This window comes from Pseudomonas sp. X10, assembly GCF_054889225.1.
The window spans coordinates 5,479,049-5,504,612 of record NZ_CM142677.1 but is presented as its reverse complement, the minus strand read 5'-3'; the positions used below and the strand labels follow the sequence as shown (position 1 = coordinate 5,504,612).

Sequence of the window (25,564 nt, the reverse complement as noted above, 5' to 3'; positions counted from 1 at the left end):
GGGTAAACCCGGAGGTGCATCATGCGTATGGCCAAGACCCTTCAGCAGAGCCTGGACAAGGCCAACTGCGACTACGACATCGTTTCACATCCACACTCGGCCACCAGCCTGGAGTCGGCCCGTACGGCCGGCGTACCCGCCGAGCGGGTCGCCAAGTCAGTGATGCTGGACGACCGTCATGGCAACTACCTGATGGCCGTGCTGCCGGCCAACCGCCACCTGGACATGAGCAAGGTGCGCATGACCGGCGCTTGGCAACTGACCCGTGAAAGCGGCTTGCCGCAGCTGTTTGGCGACTGCGAGCGCGGCGCTATCCCGGCGCTTGGCGATGCCTATGAGATAAAAATGCTCCTTGACCCGACCTTGACCCGTCAAGGCGATGTCTACCTTGAGGCGGGTGATCACGATCACCTGATCCACATGAGCATGGAGCAATACCTGAAGCTGGTGCCTCACGCCGAAGTGCGCGAGCTCTGCTGATGACCGTCAACCCAATGCCGGGCTGGCCTCGTGGACGGCTGGCCTGGCCCGAGGAGTGAACCATGGAAGCACCGAGCCATCTCTTTTCCGAGCTGTTCAAACAACTGGGCCTGCGTGATGACGCGGAGGGTATCGACCAGTTCATCACGACCCACTCGCCGCTCAAGAACGACATCAAGCTGGTCGATGCGCCCTTCTGGTCGGAGTCCCAGCGTGCGTTTCTCAAGGAAAGCATCACTGACGATTCGGATTGGGCAGTCCCTTTCGATCAACTCAACGAGGCGTTGCGCCGTCCGAGAAAATAAACGCCGAGTGGCACCTGATGGATGATCCGGCGTTGCTATGCTCAGGAGAAAACAATAAGGGGATAGCGCAATGAAAGATCCCTACGCACCGGGCTTCTGGTGCGCCGTGACCATCCTGGGCACCCTGACAGCCGGCTATTTCTACGGTATCCGGCACACCCATCAGATGGGCCAGGCCCTGCAGTTTCTCTATGCTGCCGCCGCGGTCACCGCGGCCGTGGCGTTGGTTGCCTTGGCCTGGATCGCCTGGCAGCAGTTGCACCTGAACAAGCGCGAAGTGGTGCAAGGCCGAACGCTGGTGGCGATCTGGAACACCAAGGTCGCTCTACGCCGGGTCGAAACCGTGTTCGACCGCTATTTTTGGGGGAGCTACTGGCAGCCCGGGCGGACCTTCCAGGAAGTCATGGGTGAGCTCGAAGGCACGCCGTTGGAACAAAGCCTGGAAGCGCTCAAGCGCCAATGCCGCGAACTTGACCGGGAAACTCACGATCGCCGCTGGCTGGGCAACGCTCGCGAGCTCTCCAGCGTGGCCACGGCCATGGCCCGCGAACGCTATCAGCTGGATCTGTGCGATTCACAGCAGAGCAGCGGCCATGGCACGGCCGTGCTCAACCGTGATCTTGAAGTGCTGGTGTACACCTGGTCGGCGCGCCTGCGCAGCTTCGACCACCAGCTCGACGAGCTGGAGCGCGAGTACCACTGATCATTCGCCGCGGATGTACTTCTCCAGCTCCAGGATCAGGCTGGCCTGGTGGGCGATGGTTTCCTTGACCAGATCCCCGATCGACAACAGGCCGATCAGTTGGCCGTTCTCGACCACAGGCAAATGGCGCAGGTGGCGGTTGGTCATCAGGTTCATGCAGAACTCGGTGTTCTGGTGCGAATCGACGGTGACCACTGGCGAACTCATGATCTCGCGCACGGGCGTCGCCGCGGATGAGCGGCCCTTGAGCACCAGCTTGCGCGCATAGTCGCGTTCACTGACGATCCCCACCACGCTGCCGTCCTCGATCACCGGCAGGGCGCCGATGTTTTTTTCCGCCAACAGTTTGAGCGCATCGAGCACCGTGTCCTCGGGGCTTATGGTGTAGACCTCATGATGCTGGGTTTTTGTTTTCAGGAGCTGTGCCACGTTTTTCATATAGGCCTCTGCGAGGATAGGGCGCGTTGTAACGGCAGATATCTACAGAATCGTGCACGAATGGCGACACGGCAAGAAAGAAAGCGGCATCGACCTCATTGAAAAACGTCATTGGGCCCGGCTGCCACCAAACGGCCGGGCGCATCGTCTATGTCTTGACCTGTTCCTGGGTTTCGGCCGCCAGGCCATCCAGCAGCGCTTCGACCAGGCCTTGCGCCATCTCGATCGAGTGCATGGTCGACCACAGCAGCCCGCGTGGGCCCGACGGGTCGGTTTCCACGGCCTTGGTGCCGGTTTCGTAGGCGCAACTCAGGTAGACCGAGGCATACATCAGGGCCTCTTGGGCCGTGATGCCCGGACGGATGGAGTACACGGGGGAAGGAATGGTTCCACCGCCGCAGGTCTTGGATACCGTGGCCCATTGGGAGGGGAGAGGGGGATCGGGTGTCACTTTTTTCATGGCAAGTACTCAGCTTGAGCTGACACTTATCCGTTACCACACGAATAGGTGGCAGCTGTACGCGGGGTGGTAAACCGGACGAGTACCTGAGTCCGGCAGGCTCGAAAGCCTCCCGCGCACAGCCACCATAGACTGTTCAGGTACTCGCAGAACTTCGGGTTACCACACCCGATCACCGAGATATTCGGCGACGAAAATGAGCCTAGAGGTACGAGTTCCTGGGGACAAGGTCATGGCTGTCGACAGAATGCGTAGGGTATTTCCTAGGACCTGTAAACGACCAGTGATTTTGCGAGACCGAGGACAAAATCAGATATTTCCTATCCCTCTGTTGCATGGGCAATTAACGGGTGCGAAGAATCAGAAAGCGTTCGGGCTTTCGTGTTTTTCCAGCCAGGGTTTGGCGAGCGAACAGAACGCTACATAGAACTGGATGACAAGAAACAGCAGTGGGTCGTAGCCAATCAGCGGGGGATCCTAATTGACCTCGAGGCGGTCGCTCATCCCTTGGATGCTAGGAGGTCCAAGATATGCATTGACGGTCACAGGAAGTACTTGGCCCCGGTCACTGCGTATCACGCAACCGAGGCCAAGATTCGAAGTATCAGTTGACTACGCGGAAGGACGACCTTGAAGGCAGGTTTACCACACTAAAGTGGAACAACCCATCTTGCCTGCAATTTCCCTTCATATGACCTTGGCTTGCCAAAGCCTACGCAGCTCCGCCGACAAATTTTCTGCTGTCACCGTAGTCATGACCCATGGTTGAGGCCTCAAGGCGAGTGCCTATCAGGCATCGCTCCATCAGAAGGGCGAGCCCTCAAACCTCACAGCTTCGGCATCTGCCCGATCCGCCCCATCATCTCGGTCACGATCTGCAGGTCCAGCATGAACTGTTCCACGGTCTTGAACTCGTTGTCGTTGTGCCCGGTGTACTTCACATCCGGCATGGCCAGGCCGAATTGAACGCCGTTGGGCAGGTCGTGAACCGAGGTGGCGCCGGCGGAGGTGCCGAACTGGTGTTCCATGCCGAGGTTCTCGCTGGCCACGGCCAGCAGCGCCTTGACCCACTCACCTTCTGGGTTGCGGTACATCGGCTCGTCGATGGTGTAGTCGAAAGCCACGGCAACTTGAGACTGCTTGCTCCAGGCATCCAGCTTGCCGGCGATTTCGCTCTTGAGGGTCTCAGTGGGCTTGCCGACCGGCACGCGCAGGTTGACGGCGAGCTTGAAGGCCTTGTCGTCCTGGCCGACATAAGTCAGGGAGGCGGTCAGCGGCCCCATGAACTTGTCCTCGAAGCCGATGCCCAGCTTCTTGCCCAGGTAGTCCAGCCCCCAGTTGTCGGCGGCATAGCGCGCGGCATCGGTGATCTGGTTGTGCTTGAGCGCGACCTGCCCATCGAGGCTGTTGATGAAGTCCAGCATCCTCGCCACCGGGTTGACGCCCGATTCGGGCTCGGAGGAGTGGGCGGAGACGCCGCTGACCGTGAGCTGGACGTCCTTGCCGACGGCCTTGGCGGTCACGCCGAAGTTGCCGCCGTTGCGCTTTGCATAGTCCGCGCCGGCCTTTTGCAGGCTGGTGGCAAGTTCGGCGGGCTGGTCGGTGACGAACGTGGCGACCGAGGCCGACGGGATCTGGTTGGTGGCCAGGCCACCGGTCATCGAGGTGATCTCGGCGCCTTTGCCCACTGCGGCACGCCGGGCAAAACTGGCCATGACGGTGCCGTAGCCCTTCTCGGCGATCACCACTGGGTAGCCGCCATCGAGCGCCAGGTTGTAGTTGGGCGTCGGGTTGCGTTCGAAGTAGTAGGGGATGGCGTCGCCGCTGGTTTCTTCGGTGGTGTCGATCAGCAGCTTGAAGTTACGCGCCAGAGGCAGCTTCTCTTCCTTGATGATTTTCATGGCGTAGAGCGCTACCACGATGCCGTTCTTGTCGTCCTCGGTGCCACGACCGTACATGCGGTCGCCGATCAGGGTGACCTTGAACGGGTCGATGCGGGTGCCGTCTTCCAGCACCCAGTTTTCCGGGGTTACCGGCACCACGTCGGCATGGGCGTGGATGCCCACGACTTCGTCGCCGCTGCCTTCGAGGGTGACCTCGTAGACGCGGTTGTCGATGTTGCGGAAGTTCAGGTTGAACGCCTGGGCAAGGCCCTTGAGCTTGTCGGCGATCTTGAGGAACTCGGGGTTCTCATGTTGCGCGACGCCTTCGACCTGGAAGGTCGGGATCGCCACCAACTCACGCAAGGTTTCGGTGGCGGCCGTGCCGTACTTCACCCGTGCATAGAGGCCCAGCAGGCGGTGGATCTCATTCTGCTGTTCGGCGGAAAGCGCCTTGTTGTCGAGGAAGGCGTTGATGGTCGGGCCGAGGTCGTCGGTCTTTGCCAGCTCGCTCTTGGCCAGGCGACCGAGGAATTGCCTGAAATCCGTGACCGATGTGTCAGAGAAGTTCTTGAGGATGGCTGCGCTCTGTTGCGGGGTGATGTTGGCGTGCGCTGGCGTGGTGAGCGACGCGAGGCTGGCCAGCATCAGGGTGGTCGCGGCCAGGTGCTTTAGTGAGAAATCCATTGCGGTGGGCATTCCTTTGCAGGCAGTTGGAGAGAAGTGTCTGATTGACCAGACGAAACCTGTCCACGCTAACACCACGAGGGAGGGGGACGGGAGCCCCTGAACGGCACCTGTCGCACAGAATGGCAAAAGCGGCGCAGAAACGAAAAAGCCCCGGGAAATGTCCCAGGGCTTTTCAGGTATGGCGCACTCGGCGGGATTCGAACCCACGACCCCTGCCTTCGGAGGGCAGTACTCTATCCAGCTGAGCTACGAGTGCAACGGGTCGCAATGATACCCATCTCGGTTGGCGGCGTCCATCGTCTTGATCTGTCGCTGTTTTTACCTAGGAAGCGGCCCTGGCCCTGTAGGAGCGGGCTTGCCCGCGATAGCGTCAGTGCAGCCTACCTTGCGACAGAGAGAGGGTTACGCGTCTGATCGCGGGCAAGCCCTCTCCTACAGGAGGCCGGGCGGGCTGCCATGCTGTAGCCATATCCTTATTCAATAAAAGTATTTCCTGAGTCGTTCTTATGTTCGCTAATCTCTCGTCACAACTTGTTATAACAAGTCAGGATCATAAGCGAAGACGACCATGGCCGAACTGCTCCCCCTTTCCCCTGTACCCCTCTACAGCCAGCTCAAGGAGTTGCTGCGCGGGCGTATCCTCGACGGGACCTACCCACCCCACAGCCGCATGCCTTCGGAGAACGAGCTGGGCAAGGCTTTCAGCGTCAGCCGCATCACCGTGCGCCAGGCGTTGGGCGACCTGCAGAAGGAGGGGCTGATCTTCAAGATCCACGGCAAGGGCACTTTCGTGGCCAAGCCCAAGGCCTTTCAGAACGTCAGCACCCTACAGGGTTTGGCGGAGTCCATGACCCAGATGGGCTACGAGGTGATCAACCGCCTGCGCAGCTTGCGCCATGTACCGGCAACCCCGCTGGTGGCGGCGCGCCTGCAAGTGGAAGAGGGCAGTTTGGTCACCGAGATCCGCCGGGTGCGCCTGATCAACCGCGAGCCGGTATCGCTTGAGCTGACCTGGTTGCCGAAGGCTGTGGGCGAGAAGCTGGAGAAGGCGGACCTCGCCACCCGCGACATCTTCTTGGTCCTGGAGAACGACTGCGGCATTGCGCTGGGCCACGCCGACCTGGCCATAGATGCCGTGCTGGCCGACAGCGACCTGACCCAGGCGCTGGAGGTGGAGGAGGGGTCGCCGATCATGCGTATCGAGCGCCTGACTCATACCGCCGACGGCACGCCACTGGACTTCGAACACCTCTATTACCGCGGCGATGCCTTCCAGTACCGCCTGCGCATCGACCGTCAGAAGGGGCCCAAGGCATGAGCATCGAACACCAGGATTACGACATCGTCGTCATTGGCGGCGGCACGGCTGGCCCCATGGCCGCGATCAAGGCCAAGGAGCAGGACCGCAACCTGCGTGTTCTGCTGTTGGACAAAGCCAACGTCAAGCGCAGCGGCGCGATCAGCATGGGCATGGATGGCTTGAACAACGCGATCATCCCCGGTCACGCCACGCCTGAGCAGTACACGAAGGAAATCACCATCGCCAACGACGGTATCGTCAACCAAGCCGCCGTGCATGCCTATGCCACCCACAGCTTCGAAACCATCGAGCAACTGGACCGCTGGGGCGTGAAGTTCGAGAAGGACGAGACCGGCGACTACGCGGTGAAGAAGGTCCACCACATGGGTGCCTACGTATTGCCCATGCCTGAAGGCCACGACATCAAGAAAGTGCTCTACCGCCAGCTCAAGCGCGCTCGGGTGGAGATCAGCAACCGTATGGTCTGCACCCGTCTGCTGCTGGACGCTGAAGGTGCCGCCGCCGGGGTGATGGGCTTCGATTGTCGCAGTGGCGAGTTCCGGGTGATCCGCGCCAAGGCGGTGATTCTCGCCTGCGGTGCCGCCGGGCGCCTGGGCTTGCCGTCCTCGGGCTACTTGATGGGCACTTACGAAAATCCGACCAACGCTGGCGACGGCTACGCCATGGCCTATCACGCGGGTGCTGAGCTGGCGAACCTGGAGTGCTTCCAGATCAACCCGCTGATCAAGGACTACAACGGCCCGGCCTGTGCCTACGTCACCGGTCCCTTGGGTGGCTATACCGCCAACGCGAAGGGCGAGCGCTTCATCGAGTGCGACTACTGGAGCGGGCAGATGATGTGGGAGTTCCACCAGGAGCTCGAAGGTGGCAACGGCCCGGTGTTCCTCAAGTTGGACCACTTGGCCGAGGAAACCATCCAGACCATCGAAGAGATCCTGCACAGCAACGAGCGCCCCAGCCGTGGCCAGTTCCACAACAACCGGGGCACCGACTACCGCCAGCATATGGTCGAGATGCACATCTCCGAGATCGGCTTCTGTTCAGGCCATTCGGCGTCGGGTGTATGGGTCAACGAGAAGGCCGAAACCAGCGTCAAGGGGCTCTATGCTGCCGGCGACATGGCTGCCGTGCCGCACAACTACATGCTCGGCGCCTTCACCTACGGCTGGTTCGCCGGCCGCAACGCGGCGCACTACGTGGCCGACCGTGCGTTCGCCGAGGTCGATGCCGAACAAGTGGCGCGCGAGCGAGCGCGGGTGTTCGCACCGCTCAACCGTGAGCATGGCCTGCCGCCAGCCCAGGTGGAGTACAAGCTGCGGCGCATGGTCAACGACTACCTGCAGCCACCCAAAGTGACCAAGAAGATGGAGATCGGCCTGGCGCGTTTCGCCGAGATCGAGCAAGACCTGGCGCAGATGAAGGCCAGCAATCCCCATGAGCTGATGCGGGCGATGGAGGTCTCGGTCATCCGCGACTGTGCCGAGATGGCTGCGCGGGCTTCGCTGTTCCGTGAGGAGAGCCGTTGGGGCCTGTATCACCACCGGGTGGACTTCCCCGAGCGCAACGACGCTGAGTGGTTCTGCCATTGCCATCTGAAGAAGGGCGAGGACGGGCGCATGACCAGTTTCAAGACGCCGGTGGAGCCCTACCTGATCCCGCTGGATGCACAGGAGCAGCAGGCATATGACCGGCTGCGGGTAAAGGCTGATGCGGCTGCCTGATCCGTGCATGCCCCTGTAGGAGCTGGCTTGCCCGCGATGAGGCCAGACCAGGCACCCGGGATATATGGCGCCAGCCCCTACGAATGTTGTGCAGACCCTGAATAGAACGAGAGCCACAGGCTCCAAGGACACCGTGAAATGGCCCATCAACCCCAGGAAATCTTCTTCCGTAGCAGCGCGCCGGTCACCATCGACGAAGACAAGTGCATCGCCGAAAAAGGCTGCACCGTCTGCGTCGAGGTCTGCCCCATGGACCTGCTGGCAATCAACCCGGCCACCCAGAAGGCCTATATGGCCTTCGACGAATGCTGGTACTGCATGCCGTGCGAGAAGGATTGCCCGACCGGTGCGGTGAAGGTGGAGATCCCCTACCTGCTGCGCTGACCGGCTCCATAAGCGACACGCCATCCGGCCAACCACCGGACGCCCCAACCGCAAGCCCCCTCGTTTCCCACCACCCAGCCGTGTGGCGGAGACGATTCCAATACCTATAGATTCGAGGGGAAACACCCATGCGCCTTACTGCAACCGTGGCCGGCCTCGCGCTGGCGATCTTCAGCCTGAGCGCCAGCGCGCAGACCATTCGCGTCGCCATCGGCACCCAGGACACCACCATCAACTGCGCCACCGGTGGCCTGCTCATCCGCGAGCTGGGCTTGCTCGACAAATACCTGCCCCGCGACGGCAAGTACAAGGATGCCGAGTACAAGGTGGAGTGGAAGAACTTCACCAGCGGCGCGCCGCTGACCAACGAGATGGTCGCCGGCAAGCTGGATTTCGGCGCCATGGCTGACTTCCCTGGCTCCTTCAACGGCGTGGCGCACTTGGATGCGGGCAAGCAGAGCCTGTTCATCACTGTGCTGTCGGGCAGTATCCGTGGCAGCGGCAACGGCATCGTGGTGCCGGCGACTTCCAGTGTGCAGTCGCTGGCCGAGCTCAAGGGCAAGACCATCTCCGTTCCCTTCGCCTCCACCGCCCACGGCATGTTGTTGCGTGCCGTCGCCGCCCAGGGCTGGGACCCGCAGAAGGACGTGCGCATCATCGCCCAGGCCCCGGAGATTGCGGGCTCCGCCCTGCGCAGCAACCGTATCGAGGCCCATGCCGACTTCGTGCCGTTCGCCGAGCTGTTCCCCAACCGTGGCTTCGCCCGCAAGATCTATGACGGCTCCCAGGCCGATGCCCCGACGATGCATGGCGCTCTGGTGGATGCGGACTATGCGAAGCAGTACCCGGAAGTGGTCACTGCCTACTTGCGCGCCAGCCTTGAGGCTGACCGGCTGTTCGCTGCCGAACCGGAGAAGTACAGCGAGCTGATCGAGAAGGTCACCGGCATCGAAGCGGAGGTGAACTACCTGTTCCATGGCCCGCTCGGCCTGCAGACTCGCGACCTGACCTGGAAGCCCGAATATCGCCAGGCGGTGGCCACTTCTATCGACACCCTCAAGTTGCTGAAGAAGACCGACCGTGGCCTGGACACCGCGAAGTTCATCGACGACCAGTACATCCGCGCGGCCTTCAAACAGGCCGGTTTGGACTACGACAAGGCCCTGAAGAACTACGACCCGCTGCCGCTGAAGGCTAACGACGCACTGACTGGCAAACCGATCACGGACTTCAGCCGCCTGGCGCAAATCTGGGTGCGCGGTGAGGACAAGGTCCGCCACTACGCTTCGCCGCAGGCCGCGCTGAGCGCTTTGGCGCAGTTGGAGGAGGAAGGCAAGGACATCCGCGCCATCTATGCCCAGGCGGCCGACAGCGGCATCAAGCTGCTGGCCAACCAGGCCTGGTTCGTGCGCAACGACAAGGGTGAACTGTCGGCCTTCCTGCTCAAGGACCAAGCCGAACAATACGCCAGGCAGCATGGCGGCACTGCGCTGGACTTCGTCAGCCCTAACCAGAAGCTGGTGGCCCGGCACTGATTAAGGCAGCCCTTCCTTCTTGGGAGAGAAGGGCACCTTCGGGAGACGTTCGATGAGTGCAACCCTCTACCGTTGGCCCCTGCGCTTGGCTTCGCTGGGTGCTTGCCTGCTGTTCTGGCAACTGGCGGCCAACGCGCGCCTGGACCTGGGGCTGTTCACCTTCACCTATGTGCCCACGCCTGCCGCTGTGTTGGACGCTGCCTGGCGGTTGTTGCACTCCAGCGAGCTGTTGTCGCACCTGTCTAGCAGCCTGTCACGGGTGTTCGCCGGTTACCTCACTGCTGCGCTGCTGGGCGTGCTGTTGGGGCTGGTGATCGGTCGTTCGCAATGGGCCGAAGACAGCCTGCTGCCGCCGTTGGAGGTACTGCGGCCGATTCCGGCGGTGGCCTGGATTCCGCTGGCGATCCTGATGTTCCCGTCGTCAGAGGCGTCCATGGTGTTCATCACCTTTACCGGCGCGCTGTTCCCGATCCTGCTCAATACCATTCATGGGGTCGAGGCGGTGGACCCGCGCCTGGTCGCTTCGGCACGCAGCCTGGGCGCCGGCCGGCTGGCCATCCTGCGCGAAGTGATCTTGCCGGGTGCGGCGCCGAGCATTGTCACGGGGCTGGCCATCGGCATGGGCACCTCCTGGTTCTGCCTGGTCACCGCCGAGATGATTTCGGGTCAGTTCGGCATTGGCTACTACACCTGGGAGTCCTACACCTTGCAGAACTATCCAGACATCGTGGTCGGCATGCTGCTGATAGGCGTGCTCGGCATGGGCAGCAGCGCATTGGTCAAACGCCTGGGCGCGTTGGCGACTCCTTGGTACCACGTTCGGAGGAACGCCTGATGAGCAGTTATCAACAGGTTGCCGAGCCGGGGCGGATCGATGCCCGTGGGCTGTCCATCCGCCTGGGCCAGGGGCGTGAGGCTTTCGAAGCCGTGCAGGCACTGGACTTCTCTATTGCGTCGGGCGAGTTCGTCTGCATCCTTGGGCCGTCTGGCTGTGGCAAGTCGACCCTGCTGGGCGCCCTGGCCGGGCACCTGACGCCCAGTGCCGGGCGGCTCGAAGTGGATGGCCATGCCATCGACGGGCCTTCGCCGCAGCGCGGTATGGTGTTCCAGCACCATACCCTGCTGCCTTGGCGCAGTGTGCTCGACAATGTCGCCTTCGGCCTGAAGATGCAGGGCGAGGGCAAGGTGGAACGGCGCCGTCGTGCTGCCGAGTTTCTTCAGTTGGTCGGCCTGGGCGATTTCGCCAATCGTTGGCCCAGCCAGCTTTCTGGGGGCATGCAGCAGCGCGCCGAGATCGCCCGTGTGCTGATCAATCGCCCGCGCCTGCTGTTGATGGACGAGCCTTTCGGCGCTCTCGACGCCCAGACCCGCTCGCGGATGCAGGAGCTGTTGCTGGACATCTGGACGCGCATCCGCACCACCGTGGTGTTCGTCACCCATGACATCGACGAAGCGTTGTTCCTGGCCGACCGCATCCTGGTGATGAGCCCGCGTCCCGGGCGCTTCATCGAAGACCTACGCCTGGACTTTCCCCGGCCACGCCGCACCAGCTTGCTCACCAGCCCCGGCTTCACCCACCTCAAGCGTCATTGCCTGGAACTGCTTCGCCATGAAGAAGGCCGCGAACTGCCACGCCTGACGCCATTGGGGCTGCCCAACGACCATCCGCCATTGCGAATTGCCCTATGACCGACCGTACGACTGACAACCCCGACATCCTTGAACTGCTGCCACGTCTGACCGCTACCGACGAGGGCGTGCGACGCATTGCCCTGATCGAGCTGGCTGACCTGGAAGACCCCGATGGCCTGCCGTGGCTGACCGATGCCCTGTTGGTCGACAACGCCGCCGAGGTGCGCGCCGAGGCGGCGCGGCTGCTCGAAGCCTGGGAAGAGCCCGAGGTGGTGCAGGCACTCTGCGCAGCGTTGGCTGATGCCGCCGAGCCGGTGCGTCTGGCGGCGGCCCAGAGCCTCAGCGAATTGAAGAGCCTGGATGCCGGTCAACTGATCCTGCCATGGGCGGCCCACGCTGATGCCTTCGTGCGTGCCAGTGCCTTGCGGGCCCTGCGAGAGTTGCGCTTGGAAGAGGCCGCCGGTCCGGCGCTGAGGGCGCTGCACGACCCTGACGCTGCGGTGCGCCGGGAGGCGGTGGGCATCCTCGGCTGGCTCAAGCACCAGCCGGCCTTGCCGGCCCTGGCGCAGCTCGCCGCGCAGGAGGCGGATACTGAGGTGCGGCGTGCCGTCATCGGCGCCCTGGGCCTTGCCCGCGATGCCAGCGTGTTGCCGGCCCTGACCGCCGCCTTGGGCGACCAGGCCTGGCAGGTGCGCGAGGAAGCCGCCACCACCCTGGGCAAGGTTGGCCATGACCAGGCTGGTCCGGCGCTGGTGGCAGCCCTGGACGATGCCTATTGGCAGGTACGCCTGCGCGCCGCGCGCTCGCTTGGGCGGCTGCGTTATCGCCAGGCGCTGGCCGGCTTGGCCGAGTTGCTCGGCCATGGTATCGCCAACCTGCGCAAGGAGGCCGCATTGGCGCTGGGTGAGCTGGGTGACGGCGACGCTTTGCCGGCGCTGCGCAACGCCGAGGCCGATAGTGATCCGGAGGTGCGCAAGGCGGTGCGGATCGCCCTGGCGCAGTTGCAGGGAGCCGTTTGATGAATGCTCCCAGCGCGCTGCAAAACCTGCGCGGGCAAGGCGATCTGGCGCTGCAGTGGGCGGACACCCTGCAGGTGATCAGCCATGCCCGACTGCGCGCTGCCTGCCCCTGTTCGCAATGCCGGGCGGCAAGGTTGCGTGGGGGCATCTCTACGGTTCAGGCGGGGGTTCGCCTGGAGCGTCTTGAGCTGCAAGGCTATGGCGTGCAACTGATATTCAGCGATGGGCATGATCGCGGTATCTATCCCTGGGAGTACCTGAGCACGCTCTAGCGGGCCACCCAGCGTTACTGCGTTCGAGCCCAGCGCAGGTGTCATCTCGCTACCGCCAAGGCCTGCGTCGTTGACTGTCAAATCCTTGCTCCCCCAAGCCGGAGCAAGGAGCTTCAAAATGGCAATCGACCTCGAACACTACGCCCTCAGCCTGATGTCATTGAAGGACGGACATGCGCTGATGGACAAGGCTCGCCGCTACCTGGACGCCTGGCCTGATCTCTACGGCCTGGCGCACAAGGTGGCCGGCGAGTACCTGCACCAGCACACCGGCAAGACGCTCGACCCCGACAAGATATGGTGGCACGTGTTCGACAGCGCGGTCAGTGCGCCGACCTTCACCGGTTGGAGCCATAGTGGCAAGCCGCGCGAATCAATACGCTTCACCGAGTTGCTGATTCGGCGTTTCGACGGCGGTTTCCAGGCCGCGCCGGATACCCTGCCGCTGTATGGCGGGTTCTATACGCAGGATGGCAATGCCGGGCTATATGACGCCACCAACCAACTTGCGCTGGACCCGCAGAAGGTGATGGATGACCTCTGGGCCTTGGACTTCGCGTCTGAGGTCCGCCAGCGCAGCGAACGTTTCTGGAGCCAGGAAGGCCAGGACTTTGCGCTGCTGGCCAAGGCGCGCTTGCTTGCTTCGATCGACATGGCAGTGCGCGAGGGGTTGCTGGAAGACATCGATCGCCAGCGTCTGTTCGCCTGGCTTGGGCTCGAGCAGGGCCAGCCGGTCACGCTGGCAATCCTGGGCACTCTGCACGGTGTCGACAACAGCGCTGGCCTGCACCTGCAACACTACTTGGTCGGAGGTGCAGGGCACCTGGTCACCTTCCAGCATGCCGACGGTCGTGTGGTGCTGTATACGCCCACTACGTCTACCCCTTTGCAAGCCTTCGCCGATCGTGCGGTGCTGACAGCCTGGGTCGCCGCCCGTTTGGCGGCGGACGATGCGCTGGTCTGGTTCAATGCCGTGCACCGCAGCGACCATCGATCGACCCAGGCCGAGCGTGAGGCCCATCTGCAACTGCTGCGTAGCCGTAGCGGCACATCCTCTGACCCGCAATGGCCGTTCGGCGAAGGGCGTGCGCTGGAGCAGGATCTGTTCGTCGAGCTGCAGGCCTGGGCCAAGGCCGATCTGCACGTCAGCCAGGACGAAATGATCAGCAACAGTGACCTGCGCAAGCAGCTCTGGCGTGGCTACCTGGGTGCCTTCATCCACGTGTTCGGCGGCTTTGCGCCGGTCGCCTGGCCGATTGGCCTGGCGATGCTCGGTGCGGGTACCGCGCGCCTGACGCTGGACATCGACGCGGCGGTGCGCGCCCATTCGGCCGGTGAGCGAAAGAGCGCGATCCTTTCGGCCGTCGGCGATGCCCTGGTGGTGGCGTTCTCCATCATCGACGTGGGGCTGGGCGTCAAGGCCATGACCTATCGCGCACCACCCCATGAGCGTTTGGCCAAGCCAGATACCTGGCTGGCGGTGGAGGGGGTGGGCGAGGACGTGGCAGACCTCGATGCCAACCGCATCCTCTTCGAGCCTGCGCAAACCCAAGGGGTGCTCAGGGGTGTCAGCGTGACCGACGATGGCGCCACCTGGATCGAGATGCAGGACATGTCGCTGCGGGTGCGCTACAACCCGACGCTGCCCAGCTGGTTGGTGGTGCGCGATGAAGACCCCTATGGACTGCTACCCAATCTGCCGGTGCGTCCTGATAACGAGGGGCGGTGGCAACTGCTCGCCCCGGGCGAAGAGCTGGGGACATTGCAGTCGGACTTCTGGGACGTCTATATGCAGCCCAATGACGAGTTCTGTTGGCAGATGTCCAATGATATCGAGGCACGGCAGCGGGCCTTGCTCGAACAGGCGAACTTCCCGGAACTTGGTGTCGATCAAGCGCCTCAAGTGGATGAGCACGGATACCGTTATGTCGAGCACGACGGCAAGCGTCACTACACCTTTCGCCAGCAGGACGAGTTGCACAACATGTTGCTGATGACCTACAGCAGCGAGATGTCCCAGGTGAACAACCTGTTCCGCTACGGCAAGTCGATTGCCGAGGGGTTGCCCGACGAAGACCTGCCTGCGTACCTGACGCTGCTGTTCGACTCGCTGGAGCCGCTGCCCAGGAGCAACGCCTCGCGCCTGTGGCGTGGTGGCAATAACCATCGCGCAACGGGTGGGGCGCATTACCGTACCGGTGATTTGCATGCAGGCGATGTGTTGGTCAGTACCGACATCACCTCGTTCACCGAGAATCCCTATGTGCTCCAGTCCTTTGTTTCGCCGCGGGTCATGGCCGGCTCATCCCTGGAACACACCAATGTGTTCGATGACACTTCGGTGGTCTACGAGCTGGTGGGCGGTGGGCACCACAGCGGCGTGCCGATCGCGCCGATGTCCATGCACCCTATCGAGGCGGAGGTCATTTTCACCCCGGGCAAGTATTTTCGCGTCGAGTCGGTGCGTGAGGTGCGGGGTGAACGCTATCAGTTCATCAAAGTGAGGCTGCGCGAGGTGCAGAAGCCCGCTGACGAACCCATCTATGACTTGCGCACTGGACAGCTTTTCGACCGTCAGGCCTATGCCGAGCGGGTTCAGCATGAAAGCCTGGTCGAGCGCTTTTTCCCGGCAGCTGACTGGAGCTGATTTGACGCCTACAGGGCGATGAACTCCGGTCGCAGCCCTTCGACGCGCAGCGCTGGCGCCCGACGGTAGCCGTCGGCGCCGGTGATCTGGTGCAGGACTTTTTCGCGCAGCTCGTGCAAGGCCACACCGGTGCGCTGGCGCGGGTGGGGCAGGTCGATATCCACCACCGCCTTGATGCGCCCCGGGCGCGGCTCCAGCACTATGACCCGGTCAGCCAGGTAGGTGGCCTCCTCGGCATCATGGGTCACCAGCAAGGTGGTGACCCCGGAGCGCTCGCGAATAGCCAGCAACTCATCCTGCAGTTGTTGGCGGGTCAGGGCGTCGAGGGCGCCGAAGGGTTCGTCCAGCAGCAGGATACGCGGGCTCGCCACCAGCCCTCTGGCGATGGCCACGCGTTGGGCCATGCCGCCGGAAAGCTGATGTGGGTACGCCGACTCGAAGCCGGTAAGGCCGACCAGATGTATGAATTCACGGACCTTGCGGGCACGCTCACCCTGGTTGAGCTTTTCGTTGACCAGCCCCAGCTCGATGTTTTGCGCTACGGTCAGCCAGGGGAATAGCCGGTGTTCCTGGAAGACGATGCCGCGCTCTGCGCCGATGCCGCTGACCGGCTTGCCGTCGACGTGGATGGTGCCGCTGAAGTCGGTGTCCAGGCCCACCAGCAGGCGCAGCAGGGTGGACTTGCCGCAGCCGCTGGAGCCGACGATGGCGATGAACTCGCCTTCGTTGATCGCCAGGTTGAAGTCATGGATGGCCTCGAACGCCTGGCCATCCACCGAGAAGACCTTGCCGACCCGTTCGAAACTGACCAGAGGTGGGATAGCGTGTGGCTGGTTGGCCGCTTCCAGGGCCGAGGTGTTGAAGGCGTTCATGCGTTTCTCCAGCGCGTGGCGCGCGATTCAAGGCGTTGTCCGAGGTTGCCCAGCAGGGCGCCGATCAGGCCGATCAGGACCATGGCCGCCATGACCTGGTCCATGCGGAACAGTTGTTGAGCACCGATCATCAGGCTGGCGATGCCACCGTCCGAGGGCATGAAGTATTCCGCGCCGATGGTACCCAGCCAGGCGTAAATCAATGACAGGCGCAGGCCGGCGAAGATCGCCGGGGCGGCACCCGGCAGGACCAGCAGGCGCAGGCGGTGTGGCAGGTCCAGGCGTAGGGTGCGGGCTGCTTCGCCCAATTGTGGCGACAGGCTGGCGATGCCACGCTGGGTGGCGATGAACAGCGGGAAGAAGGCCGCCAGGCTGACGAACACCACCTTGGCGCCTTCGCCCAGGCCGAACCAGGCCGTGAGCAGTGGCACCCAGGCGAAGATCGCGACCTGGCGCAGGGCTGACAGGCTAGGACCGAACAGGCGCTCGGCGGTGCCCGACAACCCCAGCAGCAGGCCCAGCAGGAAACCGGTACCGCCACCCAGCAGCAAGCCCGCCAGCGTGCGTTGCAGGCTCAGGCGCAGGGCCTCGGGCAGCGATCCGTCGACCAGGCCGCTGGCCAGGCTGCGCAGGACTTCCAGTGGCGAGGTGAGGATATTGGCGTCGACCCAGCCGAAGCTGTTGCAGGCTTGCCAGAGGAACAGCAGTGCCAACGGCAGCAGCGCACCTTGTAGGCGTTGCCAGCCCCGCGCCTGGTATTGCTGGCGCTGTTCACCGGTGGCGGCTTGCGGCCAATGCAACAGGTATCGCTCGACCAGGCTGAAACTACGGTCCATCACCGCCCCGATCAGGCCGATCAACAAGATGCACAGAAACACCAGGTCGAGCATGAACAACTGCCGGCCCCAGACCATCAGGTAGCCAATGCCTTCGCTCGACGCCAGCAGCTCCACGGCCAGCAAGGAGGTCCAGCCGGTGGCCAGGGCCAGGCGCACCCCGGCCAGAAAGGCGGGCAGGGCGGCCGGCAGCAGCAACCGCAGGAACAGCAGGTGAGGGGGAAGGCGCAGGGCGGCGGCGGCTTCACGCAGCTTTGGCTGGGCATCGCGTACGCCGACTAGGGTATGCAGCGTCACAGGCACCACCACGGCCTTGACCAGCACCACCAGCTTGAGCAACTCGCCGATCCCGAAGAACAGCATGAACAGGGGGATCCAGGCCAGCGTGGGAATCTGCGCCAGGGCCACGAAGCTTGGGTACACAAGGGTTTCGGCGCGTCTCGAGGCACCCAGCCAGGTGCCCAGCAGCAGGCCGCCGGTGATCCCCGCAAGCAGGCCCCAGACCAGACGCTGCAGACTTATCCACAGGTGCTCCCAGAGTTCGCCCGAACCGAACTCCAGCGCGCTCTGCCAGACCAGTGAGGGGGCGGGGAGGATCTGTTCGCTCATCCAGTGCAAGCGACTGGCAACGACCCAGAGCAGAGCCAGGGCCAGCGGCAACAGCCAGGGCAGCAGACGATCCATGTTCACCCGCAGCCGGGGCAGAGCGGGAATGGCGGGCCCTGAAGTCAGGATACGGCTCATCGGGCATCTCTCGCGTTGTGGTTGTTAGGTTATGCATTTATGGAATTAAAAATATCCACTAATGACTTCAAGAGATAAGAGCACGCAGCAGTGCTGTCCGGAAGGCTTTGCCGTTGCGTTTCCCTCATATTTTTTATGCGCTTTCTGCAAGCTTCGCTGAGAGCCGCGTGCTGCCTGATTCATTGCTAATAGTTATTAAAAAATGAATTTTTAATCTTTGTTGACTCCAAGCAGAGGCGCCTAGGTTTCAGGCCATAGCGCCGGTAGTCGCCGGTGGCAGCCTGCCAAGGAGCCTCCCTATGAAAACCCTGTTCAACCAAGTGCTCAGTGCCTTTGCTTCTCCCGTGTTGATCGGGCTGCTGGGAGCGTTCCCGTTGGTGGCCCAGTCCAGCCAGACGGCCCAACCGCAAGCCATCCGCATCGCCGTGCCTGACCTGAGTGCTGGCAGCCAGCACAGTGGTGGTGGTGTGGTGGATGTACTGCGCAGCCAGCAGTTGCTGGAGAAAGAGTTTGCCAAGGACGGCATCCACATCGACTGGCGCTTCTTCAAGGGCGCCGGTCCCGTGATCAATGAAGCCCTGGCCAACGGTCAGGTGGACTTCGCCTACTTGGGCGACTTGGCCGCGATCATCGGCAAGGCGAATGGGCTGGATACCCGCGTGCTTTCCGCTGGTGTACGGGGCGTGAAAAGCTACCTCGGCGTGGTGCCGGGCTCGGGCATCAAGACCTTGCAGGACCTCAAGGGCAAACGCGTGGCGGTGTTCCGTGGCACCGCCAACCAACTGTCGTTCGCCAGCGCCCTGGCTAGCCAGGGCCTGAGCGAGCGCGACCTGAAGGTCATCAACCTGGATTTCAACGCCGCCAACGCCGCGCTTGCGGCCAAGCAGATCGACGCCACCTGGGGGCTTTCCAGCCTGCTGGCCCTGCGTGACCGTGGTTTGGTCGAGTTGCCGGTGAACTCGCGGGACCTGGAAGGCGCGGGCAGCACTCAGTCGGTCCTGATCGGCACGGGCGACTTCATCCGCCAGCACCCTGACCTGGTCGCACGACTGGTCAAGGCGCAGCAGCAGGGCGTGACCTGGCTGCGTGACGAGAACAACCGGGATGCCTATGTGGACCTGGTGTCGAACCTGGCCAATTACCCGAAGGTGATCCTCAAGGATGACCTGGCCACCGAAGACCTGGCCCGCTACTTCGATCCGCACCTGGATGCCGAATTCGTCGCCCTGCTGCAGCAAGGCGTGGACCTGGCGGCCAAGGAGCGCCTGATCCGGCGCGGCTTCCAGGTTTCCGAGTGGATCGAACCACGCTTTCTCGATGCCGCCCTGCAGACCGAGCAGGCCGTGCAAGCTTCACGCTGAACCCAGACCGATTCCGACCCCCACCCCCTGACTGTGAGGACCACAGTATGAGCACTGCCGCACTGGCTACACAGCCGCAAACCGTCGAGCTCGACATCCAGCCAATTGCCGGACGCATTGGCGCCGAGATCCGAGGCGTGAGGTTGGCCGCCGACCTGGATCCCGCCACTGTCGAAGCGATCCAGGCCGCGCTTGTCGAGCACAAGGTGATCTTCTTCCGTGGTCAGACCCACCTGGATGACCAGGAGCAGGAGGCCTTCGCCAAGCTGCTGGGCGACCCCGTCGCCCACCCGACAGTGCCGGTGCATGAAGGCAGTAGTTTCCTTCTGCAGCTTGATGGCGCCGACGGCCAGCGAGCCAATTCCTGGCATACGGATGTCACCTTTGTCGACGCCTATCCTAAAGCATCGGTGCTGCGCAGCGTGGTCGCGCCGGCTTCCGGTGGCGACACGGTCTGGGCCAATACCGCTGCGGCCTACCAGGAGTTGCCCGAGCCATTGCGTGAGCTGGCCGACAAGCTCTGGGCCGTACACAGCAACGAATACGACTATGCTGGCGTTCGTCCGAACGTCAGCGCCGAAAAGTTGGAGCGCTACCGCAAGGTCTTCACCTCCACCGTGTACGAGACCGAGCATCCGGTGGTGCGCGTGCACCCGATCAGCGGTGAGCGCACCTTGTTGCTGGGGCACTTCGTCAAGCACCTCAAGGGCTATTCAAAGTCGGATTCGGCACACCTGTTCGCCGTACTGCAAAGCCATGTCACCCGTCTGGAGAACACTGTGCGCTGGCGTTGGCAGGCAGGCGACGTGGCCATCTGGGACAACCGCGCGACCCAGCACTACGCTGTGGATGATTACGGTACCCAGCCGCGCACTGTGCGCCGGGTGACCCTGGCCGGAGAGGTGCCGGTGGGGGTGGATGGGCAGTTGAGCCGTACGGTGCGCAAGGACTGACCCTGTTTGAGCATGGCGCGGAACCTGTAGGGGCGCCGAACTGCCGCTCCTACAGGGACAGGAGGTGCAATCCTTTTTCAGCACTCCCCATCACAGGCGATCAACTGATTCACCAGCGACTGCGCCAGCGGTGACAGTCCATACCCCAGCCGACTGACGATGCCATAGCGGGTATAGAACGCCTCTTGGTCTTCCGGCAGGTCCACCAGCTCCAATGCCACCAAGCCCTGGTCTACCTGATAAGGCCGCAAGTTGCCTCTGCAGGCGATGCCGATGGTGTCCGAGTGCATCACCACATTGAGCAGGGCATAGCCGTGCTCGCATTCCACACTGGGCGCAAAATCCTGGCGACCGCTGAGGTCGGCCAGCACCTTGCGGATGTTCGGTGGGCGGAAGGTGGTGGCCAGGGGGTAGTCGAACAGGTCCCGTGCATGCACCACGGCACGCTCGGCCAAGGGGTGGCCGGCACGGCAGCAGAAGTCCCAGCGCTGTGGTGCGAGCTTGTGTACCCGATAGTCCGGGTCAGCTTCGAACTGCCTGGTATCGGCGACGAAGAATTCGATCTCCTCGGCCATGAGGCGGCGGTTCAGCGCCTGCCAATTATCCACTTGGAAGCACGTGCGCGCCCCCGGGAACTCGCTGACGAAGCGCGCCACCGCGCGCGGCACCAGGCCGCCCGCTGGTGCTGGCCCCGAGCCGAAGCGCACCACGCCGGTGGTGGCGCCGTTGAACTGGTTGATCTCGTTGACCAGGTTGTGCGCGCCGTGCACCAGCCGGCGCGAATGCTCCAGCACCAGCAAGCCCTGGCGGGTCGGCACCAACTCTTTGCTGGCGCGATCGACCAGGCGGCAGCCGACGTTGTGTTCCAGCGTCTGGATGCTGCGGCTGAAGGCCGATTGCGAAAGGTTCACCGCCGCGGCGGCCGCAACGAAGCTGCGGTGTTCCACGAGGGCGATGAAGTGTCGGAGTTGCCGAAGGTCTATATGCATTTTCTACATTAAAAGTTTCGGTGAAATGCAATTGCTGCTCAGGGTTAGCACCCTTATAAAGGGACTCTCTTATTCCACAAAATATGAATTACAAATATTTATATTCATTTAAAGAATAAACGTTTGCCACGCGATTCGGTTCCGCCAACGGAAATGCTCGCCAAGGCTCGTGCCCAAGGAGCATTGCATGTCCCGACTTTCCAAGTGGCCGGCGCGCGCGTCGGTGTTTTCCCTACAACCTCTGGCCGCTGCCGTGCTGCTGGGCAGCGCCGGCATCAGCCTGCCCAGTGTTGCCGATGAGGTGGTCAGTGCCGCGCCTGCAGCCGAGCAGGAGGCCAAGCTTGGCACTGTCACGGTCAACGCCCGCCGCCGTGAGGAAACCTCGCAGAGCGTGCCGACCCCGATCAGTGTGCTCAATAGCGAGACCCTGGAAACCCAACGCATCTACCGAGTGCAGGATCTGCAACAGCTGGTGCCCAGCACCAACGTCGCCTATGTACATGCGCGGCAGTCGAGCATTTCCATCCGCGGGCTGGGCAACAACCCGGCCAGCGATGGCCTGGAAGGCAGCGTCGGCGTCTACCTGGACAACGTCTATCTGGGGCGTCCGGGCATGGCCGTATTCGACCTGCTGGACGTGGAGCAGCTCGAAGTGCTGCGTGGCCCCCAAGGCACGCTGTTCGGCAAGAACACCACCGCTGGTGTGCTCAACATCACCACGCGCAAACCAACCTTCCATACCGAGGGCAGCATCCAGTCATCCCTGGGCGAGGACGGCTACTGGCAGACCCAGGGCAGTTTCTCCGGGCCCCTCACCGATACCCTCGCCGGACGCATCAGCGCCTACCGCACCGAGGACGACGGTTATGTGAAGAACGTCTATAACGGCGATGACCTCAATGGTGGCAAGCGCCAGGGCTTTCGCACCCAGTTGCTGTTCCAGCCCAGCGATACCTTCAACCTGCGCTGGATCGGCGAATACAACGAAGAAGACTCCAACAACGGCATTCTCAGCCTCTACAGCACTGGGCCGACCATCAACGGTGTGAACCGCTACGAGAGCCTGGCGGCTGCGGCGGGCGCGACCCTGGTGTCGGGCAAGGACCGCAAGGTCAATTTCGATGCCGACCAGCAGGTGACGGTGTTCCAGGGCGGCACCTCGGTGGAGGCCAACTGGACCCTGCCCAATGACTTCACCCTGACGTCCATCACCGCCTACCGCTGGTGGGACTTCACACCGCGCAACGACGACGGCCTCAATGTTCCGGCGTCGTACAACGCCGGCGTCTCAGTGCGCGACAAGCAGTACTCCCAGGAGATCCGTCTGGCCTCGCCTACGGGTGGCGCCTTTGACTATGTGTTGGGCGCCTATTACTTCAAGCAGGACCTGGACAACCACTCCTTCAACTATTACGGGCCCCAAGCAGACATCTGGAACGCCACCCCGGATGGCGCCCTGGCCAATGTCGCTAGTCTGGGCGATGGCCATATCGAGACCGACAGCTATGCACTGTTCGCCCAGGGCACCTGGCATGTCACCGACAAGCTGGATTTCACCGCTGGCATCCGCGGCACCTATGAAGAAAAGAGCGCCTGGGTCGAGCGCGATGCGCCAGTCGGTGGCGCGCCGGTCAGCGGCGCCGCGGCGGCAGCGCGCGAAGGCAGGGCGGGGGCCTATGACTCGGGCGACTTGAACCAGTACAGCTTCAGCCCTTCTGGCCTGCTGAGCCTGAGCTACCGCTTCAACCCCAATGTGCTCGGCTATGCCTCGCTGTCCCATGGCGAGAAGTCCGGCGGCATCAACCTCACCGTCGGGGCCGCCCCTCGCCTGGGCACCGACTCCCTGCTGGTCGGCACCGAGCGGATCAACAATGCCGAACTCGGGGTCAAGAGCACCCTGCTGGACAATCGGCTGTTGCTCAACGCCAACCTGTTCTGGGCCGAAGTGCACGGCTACCAGGCCAATGTCTATGACCAGGTCAACCGCGTTCAGTACCTGGCCAATGCCGGCAGCGTGCGCTCCCGTGGCCTGGAGTTCGAAGCCACCGCCTTGCCGGTGCGGGGCCTGACCCTGAACTTCAACGGTTCCTGGAACGACGTGCGTTACACCGACTACGACGACGCGCCTTGCCCGCCAGAGGTGAGCCTGGCCAACCCGGCCGCCACGTGCGACCTCTCCGGGCACCAGGTAGTCGGGGCTTCCAAGTACATCGCCAACCTCAATGCCCAGTACAAGTGGCAACTGACCGACCGCGTCGAGCCTTACGTCACCGCCAGCTACGCCTTCCGCTCCCGGGCGGTGGGCACCATCGACGATTCCGACTACGGCCAGATCCCCAGCTACGCGCTGGTCAACCTCTCCGGCGGCGTGCGCCTGGACCAGGGCGATGGCGTCCTCGACCTGTCGCTGTGGGTGAAGAACGCCGGCGATAAGACCTACTTCACCAGCCTGTGGAACTCCGCCAACGGCGGCTATGCCGGTGTGCTCGGCACCCCGCGCACCGTCGGCGCCACCGCCCGTTACGACTTCTGAACAAGGAGCTTTGCCATGAATGCCAAGACTGAAACCCCTGATCTGCCCGAAGGCGCCTGCATCACCGCCAAGGTTCCGGAGCGTAACGAAGCCTTGCTCGGCGACGTGGTGGTCAACCCCTATCGGCTGGCGCCGCTGACCGCCATCATCCGCGACGGTGGCCGGGTCATCAGCGCTGCCCATGTGCGGGTGCTGGGGCGCGGCGAACGCGGTGTGGATATCACCTACGAGGTGTCTGACCGTTCACTCTGGACCTATGGCGGCATCCCGGTGTTCGGCCTGTACCCGGATTACGTCAACCAGGTGGAGGTGACCTACAAGCTCGACGGCGAGCGTCTGCGTGAGCGCTACGAGATCTACGCGCCCGCCGTGCGCCTGCCGGTAGTGGCTAAGCAGACGGCGGCCTTGCCTGAGGTGGAGCCGGTCAAGGTGGCGCCAGGCTTCGAGCGACGCCTGTACCTGTTCAACCACTTGCTCGGCGATATTCCTGGCGGTCGAGCGTTCAAGTGGAATGCCCTGGGTGGTGCCGCCGAGTGGGACCAGGTCGGCAACAACTGGATCGCCGACAGCAATGGCGATGTGCGCTGGTACCTGGACATTGAGCAGATCCACGATTCCAACCGCAGCGACAGCCTGGGCGGCACCATGGGCTTCCAGCAGACCCGCGACGGCAAGCTGATCTGGGGACAGGGCCAGACCTACTCCAAGTACGACCTCCTGGGCCGGCGCATCTGGCAGCGCAGCCTGCCGGACAAGTTCGCTGACTTCTCCCATGAGATCCGCGAGACCGGCAACGGCACATACCTGCTGCGGGTGGGTACCAGCGATTACCGCCGTCCGGATGGCAAACGCGTGCGCTCGATCCGCGACCACATCATCGAAGTGGATGAAGCCGGCGACGTGCTGGACTTCTGGGACTTGAACCCGATCCTCGACCCTTACCGCGGCGAACTGCTGGAAACCCTCGGCAAGGCTGCCATTCAGCTCCCCGACGGTGTGCAGAAGCAGGACAGCACCCTGGCCAACGAACTGCTCGAGGGCGACCTGCCGTTCGGCGACACCCCCGGTGTCGGGACCGGGCGCAACTGGGCGCATGTCAACGCCATCGACTACGACGCCAGCGACGACAGCATCATCATCTCCGCCCGGCACCAAGGTGTGGCGAAGATCGGCCGCGACAAGGCCGTGAAGTGGATCCTCTCCTCGCCCCAGGGATGGCCGGCGCACCTCAAGGCCAAGGTGCTGACCCCGGTGAATGCCCAGGGTGAGGTGCTGGCAGAGCAGCAGGGGGCTTACGCCGAAGATTTCGACTGGTCCTGGACCCAGCACACTGCCTGGCTCACAGGCCAGGGCACCTTGACCGTGTTCGATAACGGCTGGGGGCGCAACTTCGCGCCGACCAAGCTGAGCGGTAACTACAGCCGGGCGGTGGAGTACCGCATCGACGAAGACAAGGGGACGGTCGAGCAGGTTTGGGCCTACGGCAAGGAACGCGGCGACGAGTGGTACAGCCCGATCACCTCGGTGGTGGCCTACCGTGCCGATACCGACACCCAGTTCATCTATTCGGCGTCGGTGAACTACCTGACCCCCGAGAAACTCACCACCACGGTGCTCAACGAGGTCAAGCGCGGGACCCAGGAGGTGCTGGTCGAGCTTAAGGTGCACAGCCGCCAGCCGGGCAGCGTCGGCTATCGGGCGCTGGTGATCGATCTGGACCGGGCATTCTGACCGGGACCTGCCGGGAGGGCCGTCGGTCCTCCCATTCTTCCTCCCTGGCCTGCATGGG

21 protein-coding genes, 1 tRNA gene and 1 pseudogene are annotated in these 25,564 nt (G+C 63.0%); 16 read left to right on the top strand and 7 right to left on the bottom strand.

Annotated elements, in window-relative coordinates:
• Window positions 1–21: 21 nt before the first annotated feature.
• The 3 genes from ACYU03_RS25005 (at window position 22) to ACYU03_RS24995 (ending at window position 1,488) form a co-directional block, all read left to right on the top strand.
• Window positions 22–480 (top strand): aminoacyl-tRNA deacylase, encoded by a 459-nt coding sequence (locus ACYU03_RS25005; RefSeq protein WP_461887275.1) that lies wholly within the window; start codon window positions 22–24, stop codon window positions 478–480.
• A 62-nt stretch (window positions 481–542) separates the two neighbouring features.
• Window positions 543–785 carry a DUF2789 domain-containing protein gene (locus ACYU03_RS25000; protein ID WP_461887274.1) on the top strand — a complete coding sequence of 81 codons (243 nt, stop codon included), beginning with the start codon at window positions 543–545 and terminating at the stop codon, window positions 783–785.
• A 70-nt stretch (window positions 786–855) separates the two neighbouring features.
• Window positions 856–1,488, top strand: coding sequence for an NADH:ubiquinone oxidoreductase subunit N (locus tag ACYU03_RS24995; RefSeq protein WP_461887273.1), 633 nt, complete (start codon window positions 856–858; stop codon window positions 1,486–1,488).
• Here ACYU03_RS24995 and ACYU03_RS24990 read toward each other — a convergent pair whose 3' ends face one another.
• The 4 genes from ACYU03_RS24990 to ACYU03_RS24975 form a co-directional block, all read right to left on the bottom strand.
• Window positions 1,489–1,926: a CBS domain-containing protein gene (locus ACYU03_RS24990; RefSeq protein WP_461887272.1), complete on the bottom strand. Its 438-nt coding sequence runs from the start codon at window positions 1,924–1,926 to the stop codon at window positions 1,489–1,491.
• Window positions 1,927–2,074: 148 nt separating this feature from the next.
• Window positions 2,075–2,386 carry a hypothetical protein gene (locus ACYU03_RS24985; protein WP_461887271.1) on the bottom strand — a complete coding sequence of 104 codons (312 nt, stop codon included), beginning with the start codon at window positions 2,384–2,386 and terminating at the stop codon, window positions 2,075–2,077.
• An 827-nt stretch (window positions 2,387–3,213) separates the two neighbouring features.
• Window positions 3,214–4,953 carry a dipeptidase gene (locus ACYU03_RS24980; protein ID WP_461887270.1) on the bottom strand — a complete coding sequence of 580 codons (1,740 nt, stop codon included), beginning with the start codon at window positions 4,951–4,953 and terminating at the stop codon, window positions 3,214–3,216.
• A gap of 182 nt (window positions 4,954–5,135) precedes the next feature.
• A tRNA-Arg gene (locus ACYU03_RS24975) sits at window positions 5,136–5,212 on the bottom strand.
• 312 nt (window positions 5,213–5,524) lie between these two features.
• On the opposite strand from ACYU03_RS24975, the gene ACYU03_RS24970 reads away from it, so the two are divergent.
• From ACYU03_RS24970 to ACYU03_RS24930, 9 genes are all read left to right on the top strand, one after another.
• Entirely contained in the window at window positions 5,525–6,274 is a 750-nt protein-coding gene (locus tag ACYU03_RS24970) for a GntR family transcriptional regulator (RefSeq protein ID WP_461887269.1), read from the top strand.
• Window positions 6,271–7,998 carry a fumarate reductase/succinate dehydrogenase flavoprotein subunit gene (locus tag ACYU03_RS24965; protein ID WP_461887268.1) on the top strand — a complete coding sequence of 576 codons (1,728 nt, stop codon included), beginning with the start codon at window positions 6,271–6,273 and terminating at the stop codon, window positions 7,996–7,998. The genes ACYU03_RS24970 and ACYU03_RS24965 overlap by 4 nt, the downstream gene beginning before the upstream one ends.
• 138 nt (window positions 7,999–8,136) lie before the next feature.
• On the top strand, window positions 8,137–8,382 hold the full coding sequence (locus ACYU03_RS24960; RefSeq protein WP_028629110.1) for a 4Fe-4S dicluster domain-containing protein: 246 nt from the start codon (window positions 8,137–8,139) through the stop codon (window positions 8,380–8,382).
• A 128-nt stretch (window positions 8,383–8,510) separates the two neighbouring features.
• A complete protein-coding gene (locus tag ACYU03_RS24955) occupies window positions 8,511–9,917 on the top strand; it encodes an ABC transporter substrate-binding protein (RefSeq protein WP_461887267.1) in 1,407 nt (468 codons plus the stop codon).
• A gap of 52 nt (window positions 9,918–9,969) precedes the next feature.
• A complete protein-coding gene (locus tag ACYU03_RS24950; RefSeq protein WP_461887266.1) occupies window positions 9,970–10,752 on the top strand; it encodes an ABC transporter permease in 783 nt (260 codons plus the stop codon).
• The gene (locus tag ACYU03_RS24945; protein WP_461887265.1) at window positions 10,752–11,606 is read left to right on the top strand and encodes an ABC transporter ATP-binding protein; all 855 of its coding nucleotides are present in this window, start codon (window positions 10,752–10,754) and stop codon (window positions 11,604–11,606) included. Before ACYU03_RS24950 ends, ACYU03_RS24945 begins: the two co-directional genes overlap by 1 nt.
• Window positions 11,603–12,568, top strand: coding sequence for a HEAT repeat domain-containing protein (locus ACYU03_RS24940; RefSeq protein ID WP_461887264.1), 966 nt, complete (start codon window positions 11,603–11,605; stop codon window positions 12,566–12,568). Before ACYU03_RS24945 ends, ACYU03_RS24940 begins: the two co-directional genes overlap by 4 nt.
• Window positions 12,568–12,840, top strand: a complete 273-nt coding sequence (locus ACYU03_RS24935) for a DUF971 domain-containing protein (RefSeq protein WP_461887263.1) — start codon at window positions 12,568–12,570, stop codon at window positions 12,838–12,840. Before ACYU03_RS24940 ends, ACYU03_RS24935 begins: the two co-directional genes overlap by 1 nt.
• Before the next feature lie 118 nt (window positions 12,841–12,958).
• On the top strand, window positions 12,959–15,487 hold the full coding sequence (locus ACYU03_RS24930; RefSeq protein ID WP_461887262.1) for a dermonecrotic toxin domain-containing protein: 2,529 nt from the start codon (window positions 12,959–12,961) through the stop codon (window positions 15,485–15,487).
• Window positions 15,488–15,495: 8 nt separating this feature from the next.
• On the opposite strand, the gene ACYU03_RS24925 is transcribed toward ACYU03_RS24930, so the two are convergent.
• Both ACYU03_RS24925 and ACYU03_RS24920 read right to left on the bottom strand, forming a co-directional pair.
• The gene (locus ACYU03_RS24925) at window positions 15,496–16,359 is read right to left on the bottom strand and encodes an ABC transporter ATP-binding protein (RefSeq protein ID WP_461887261.1); all 864 of its coding nucleotides are present in this window, start codon (window positions 16,357–16,359) and stop codon (window positions 15,496–15,498) included.
• A pseudogene (locus ACYU03_RS24920) lies at window positions 16,356–17,876 on the bottom strand (ABC transporter permease); the annotation flags it as partial. The gene ACYU03_RS24925 and the pseudogene ACYU03_RS24920, both read right to left, overlap by 4 nt.
• A gap of 362 nt (window positions 17,877–18,238) precedes the next feature.
• Here ACYU03_RS24920 and ACYU03_RS24915 point away from each other — a divergent pair.
• On the top strand, window positions 18,239–19,300 hold the full coding sequence (locus ACYU03_RS24915) for an ABC transporter substrate-binding protein (RefSeq protein ID WP_461887260.1): 1,062 nt from the start codon (window positions 18,239–18,241) through the stop codon (window positions 19,298–19,300).
• 47 nt (window positions 19,301–19,347) lie between these two features.
• Window positions 19,348–20,253, top strand: coding sequence for a TauD/TfdA dioxygenase family protein (locus tag ACYU03_RS24910; RefSeq protein WP_461887259.1), 906 nt, complete (start codon window positions 19,348–19,350; stop codon window positions 20,251–20,253).
• Window positions 20,254–20,330: 77 nt separating this feature from the next.
• On the opposite strand, the gene ACYU03_RS24905 is transcribed toward ACYU03_RS24910, so the two are convergent.
• Entirely contained in the window at window positions 20,331–21,242 is a 912-nt protein-coding gene (locus ACYU03_RS24905; RefSeq protein ID WP_461887258.1) for a LysR family transcriptional regulator, read from the bottom strand.
• Between the two features lie 187 nt (window positions 21,243–21,429).
• Between ACYU03_RS24905 and ACYU03_RS24900 the strand changes: the two genes are divergently transcribed.
• Together ACYU03_RS24900 and ACYU03_RS24895 are read left to right on the top strand one after the other, a co-directional pair.
• Window positions 21,430–23,775: a TonB-dependent receptor gene (locus ACYU03_RS24900; protein WP_461887257.1), complete on the top strand. Its 2,346-nt coding sequence runs from the start codon at window positions 21,430–21,432 to the stop codon at window positions 23,773–23,775.
• Between the two features lie 15 nt (window positions 23,776–23,790).
• A complete protein-coding gene (locus ACYU03_RS24895; RefSeq protein ID WP_461887256.1) occupies window positions 23,791–25,506 on the top strand; it encodes an aryl-sulfate sulfotransferase in 1,716 nt (571 codons plus the stop codon).
• Window positions 25,507–25,564 lie beyond the last annotated feature (58 nt).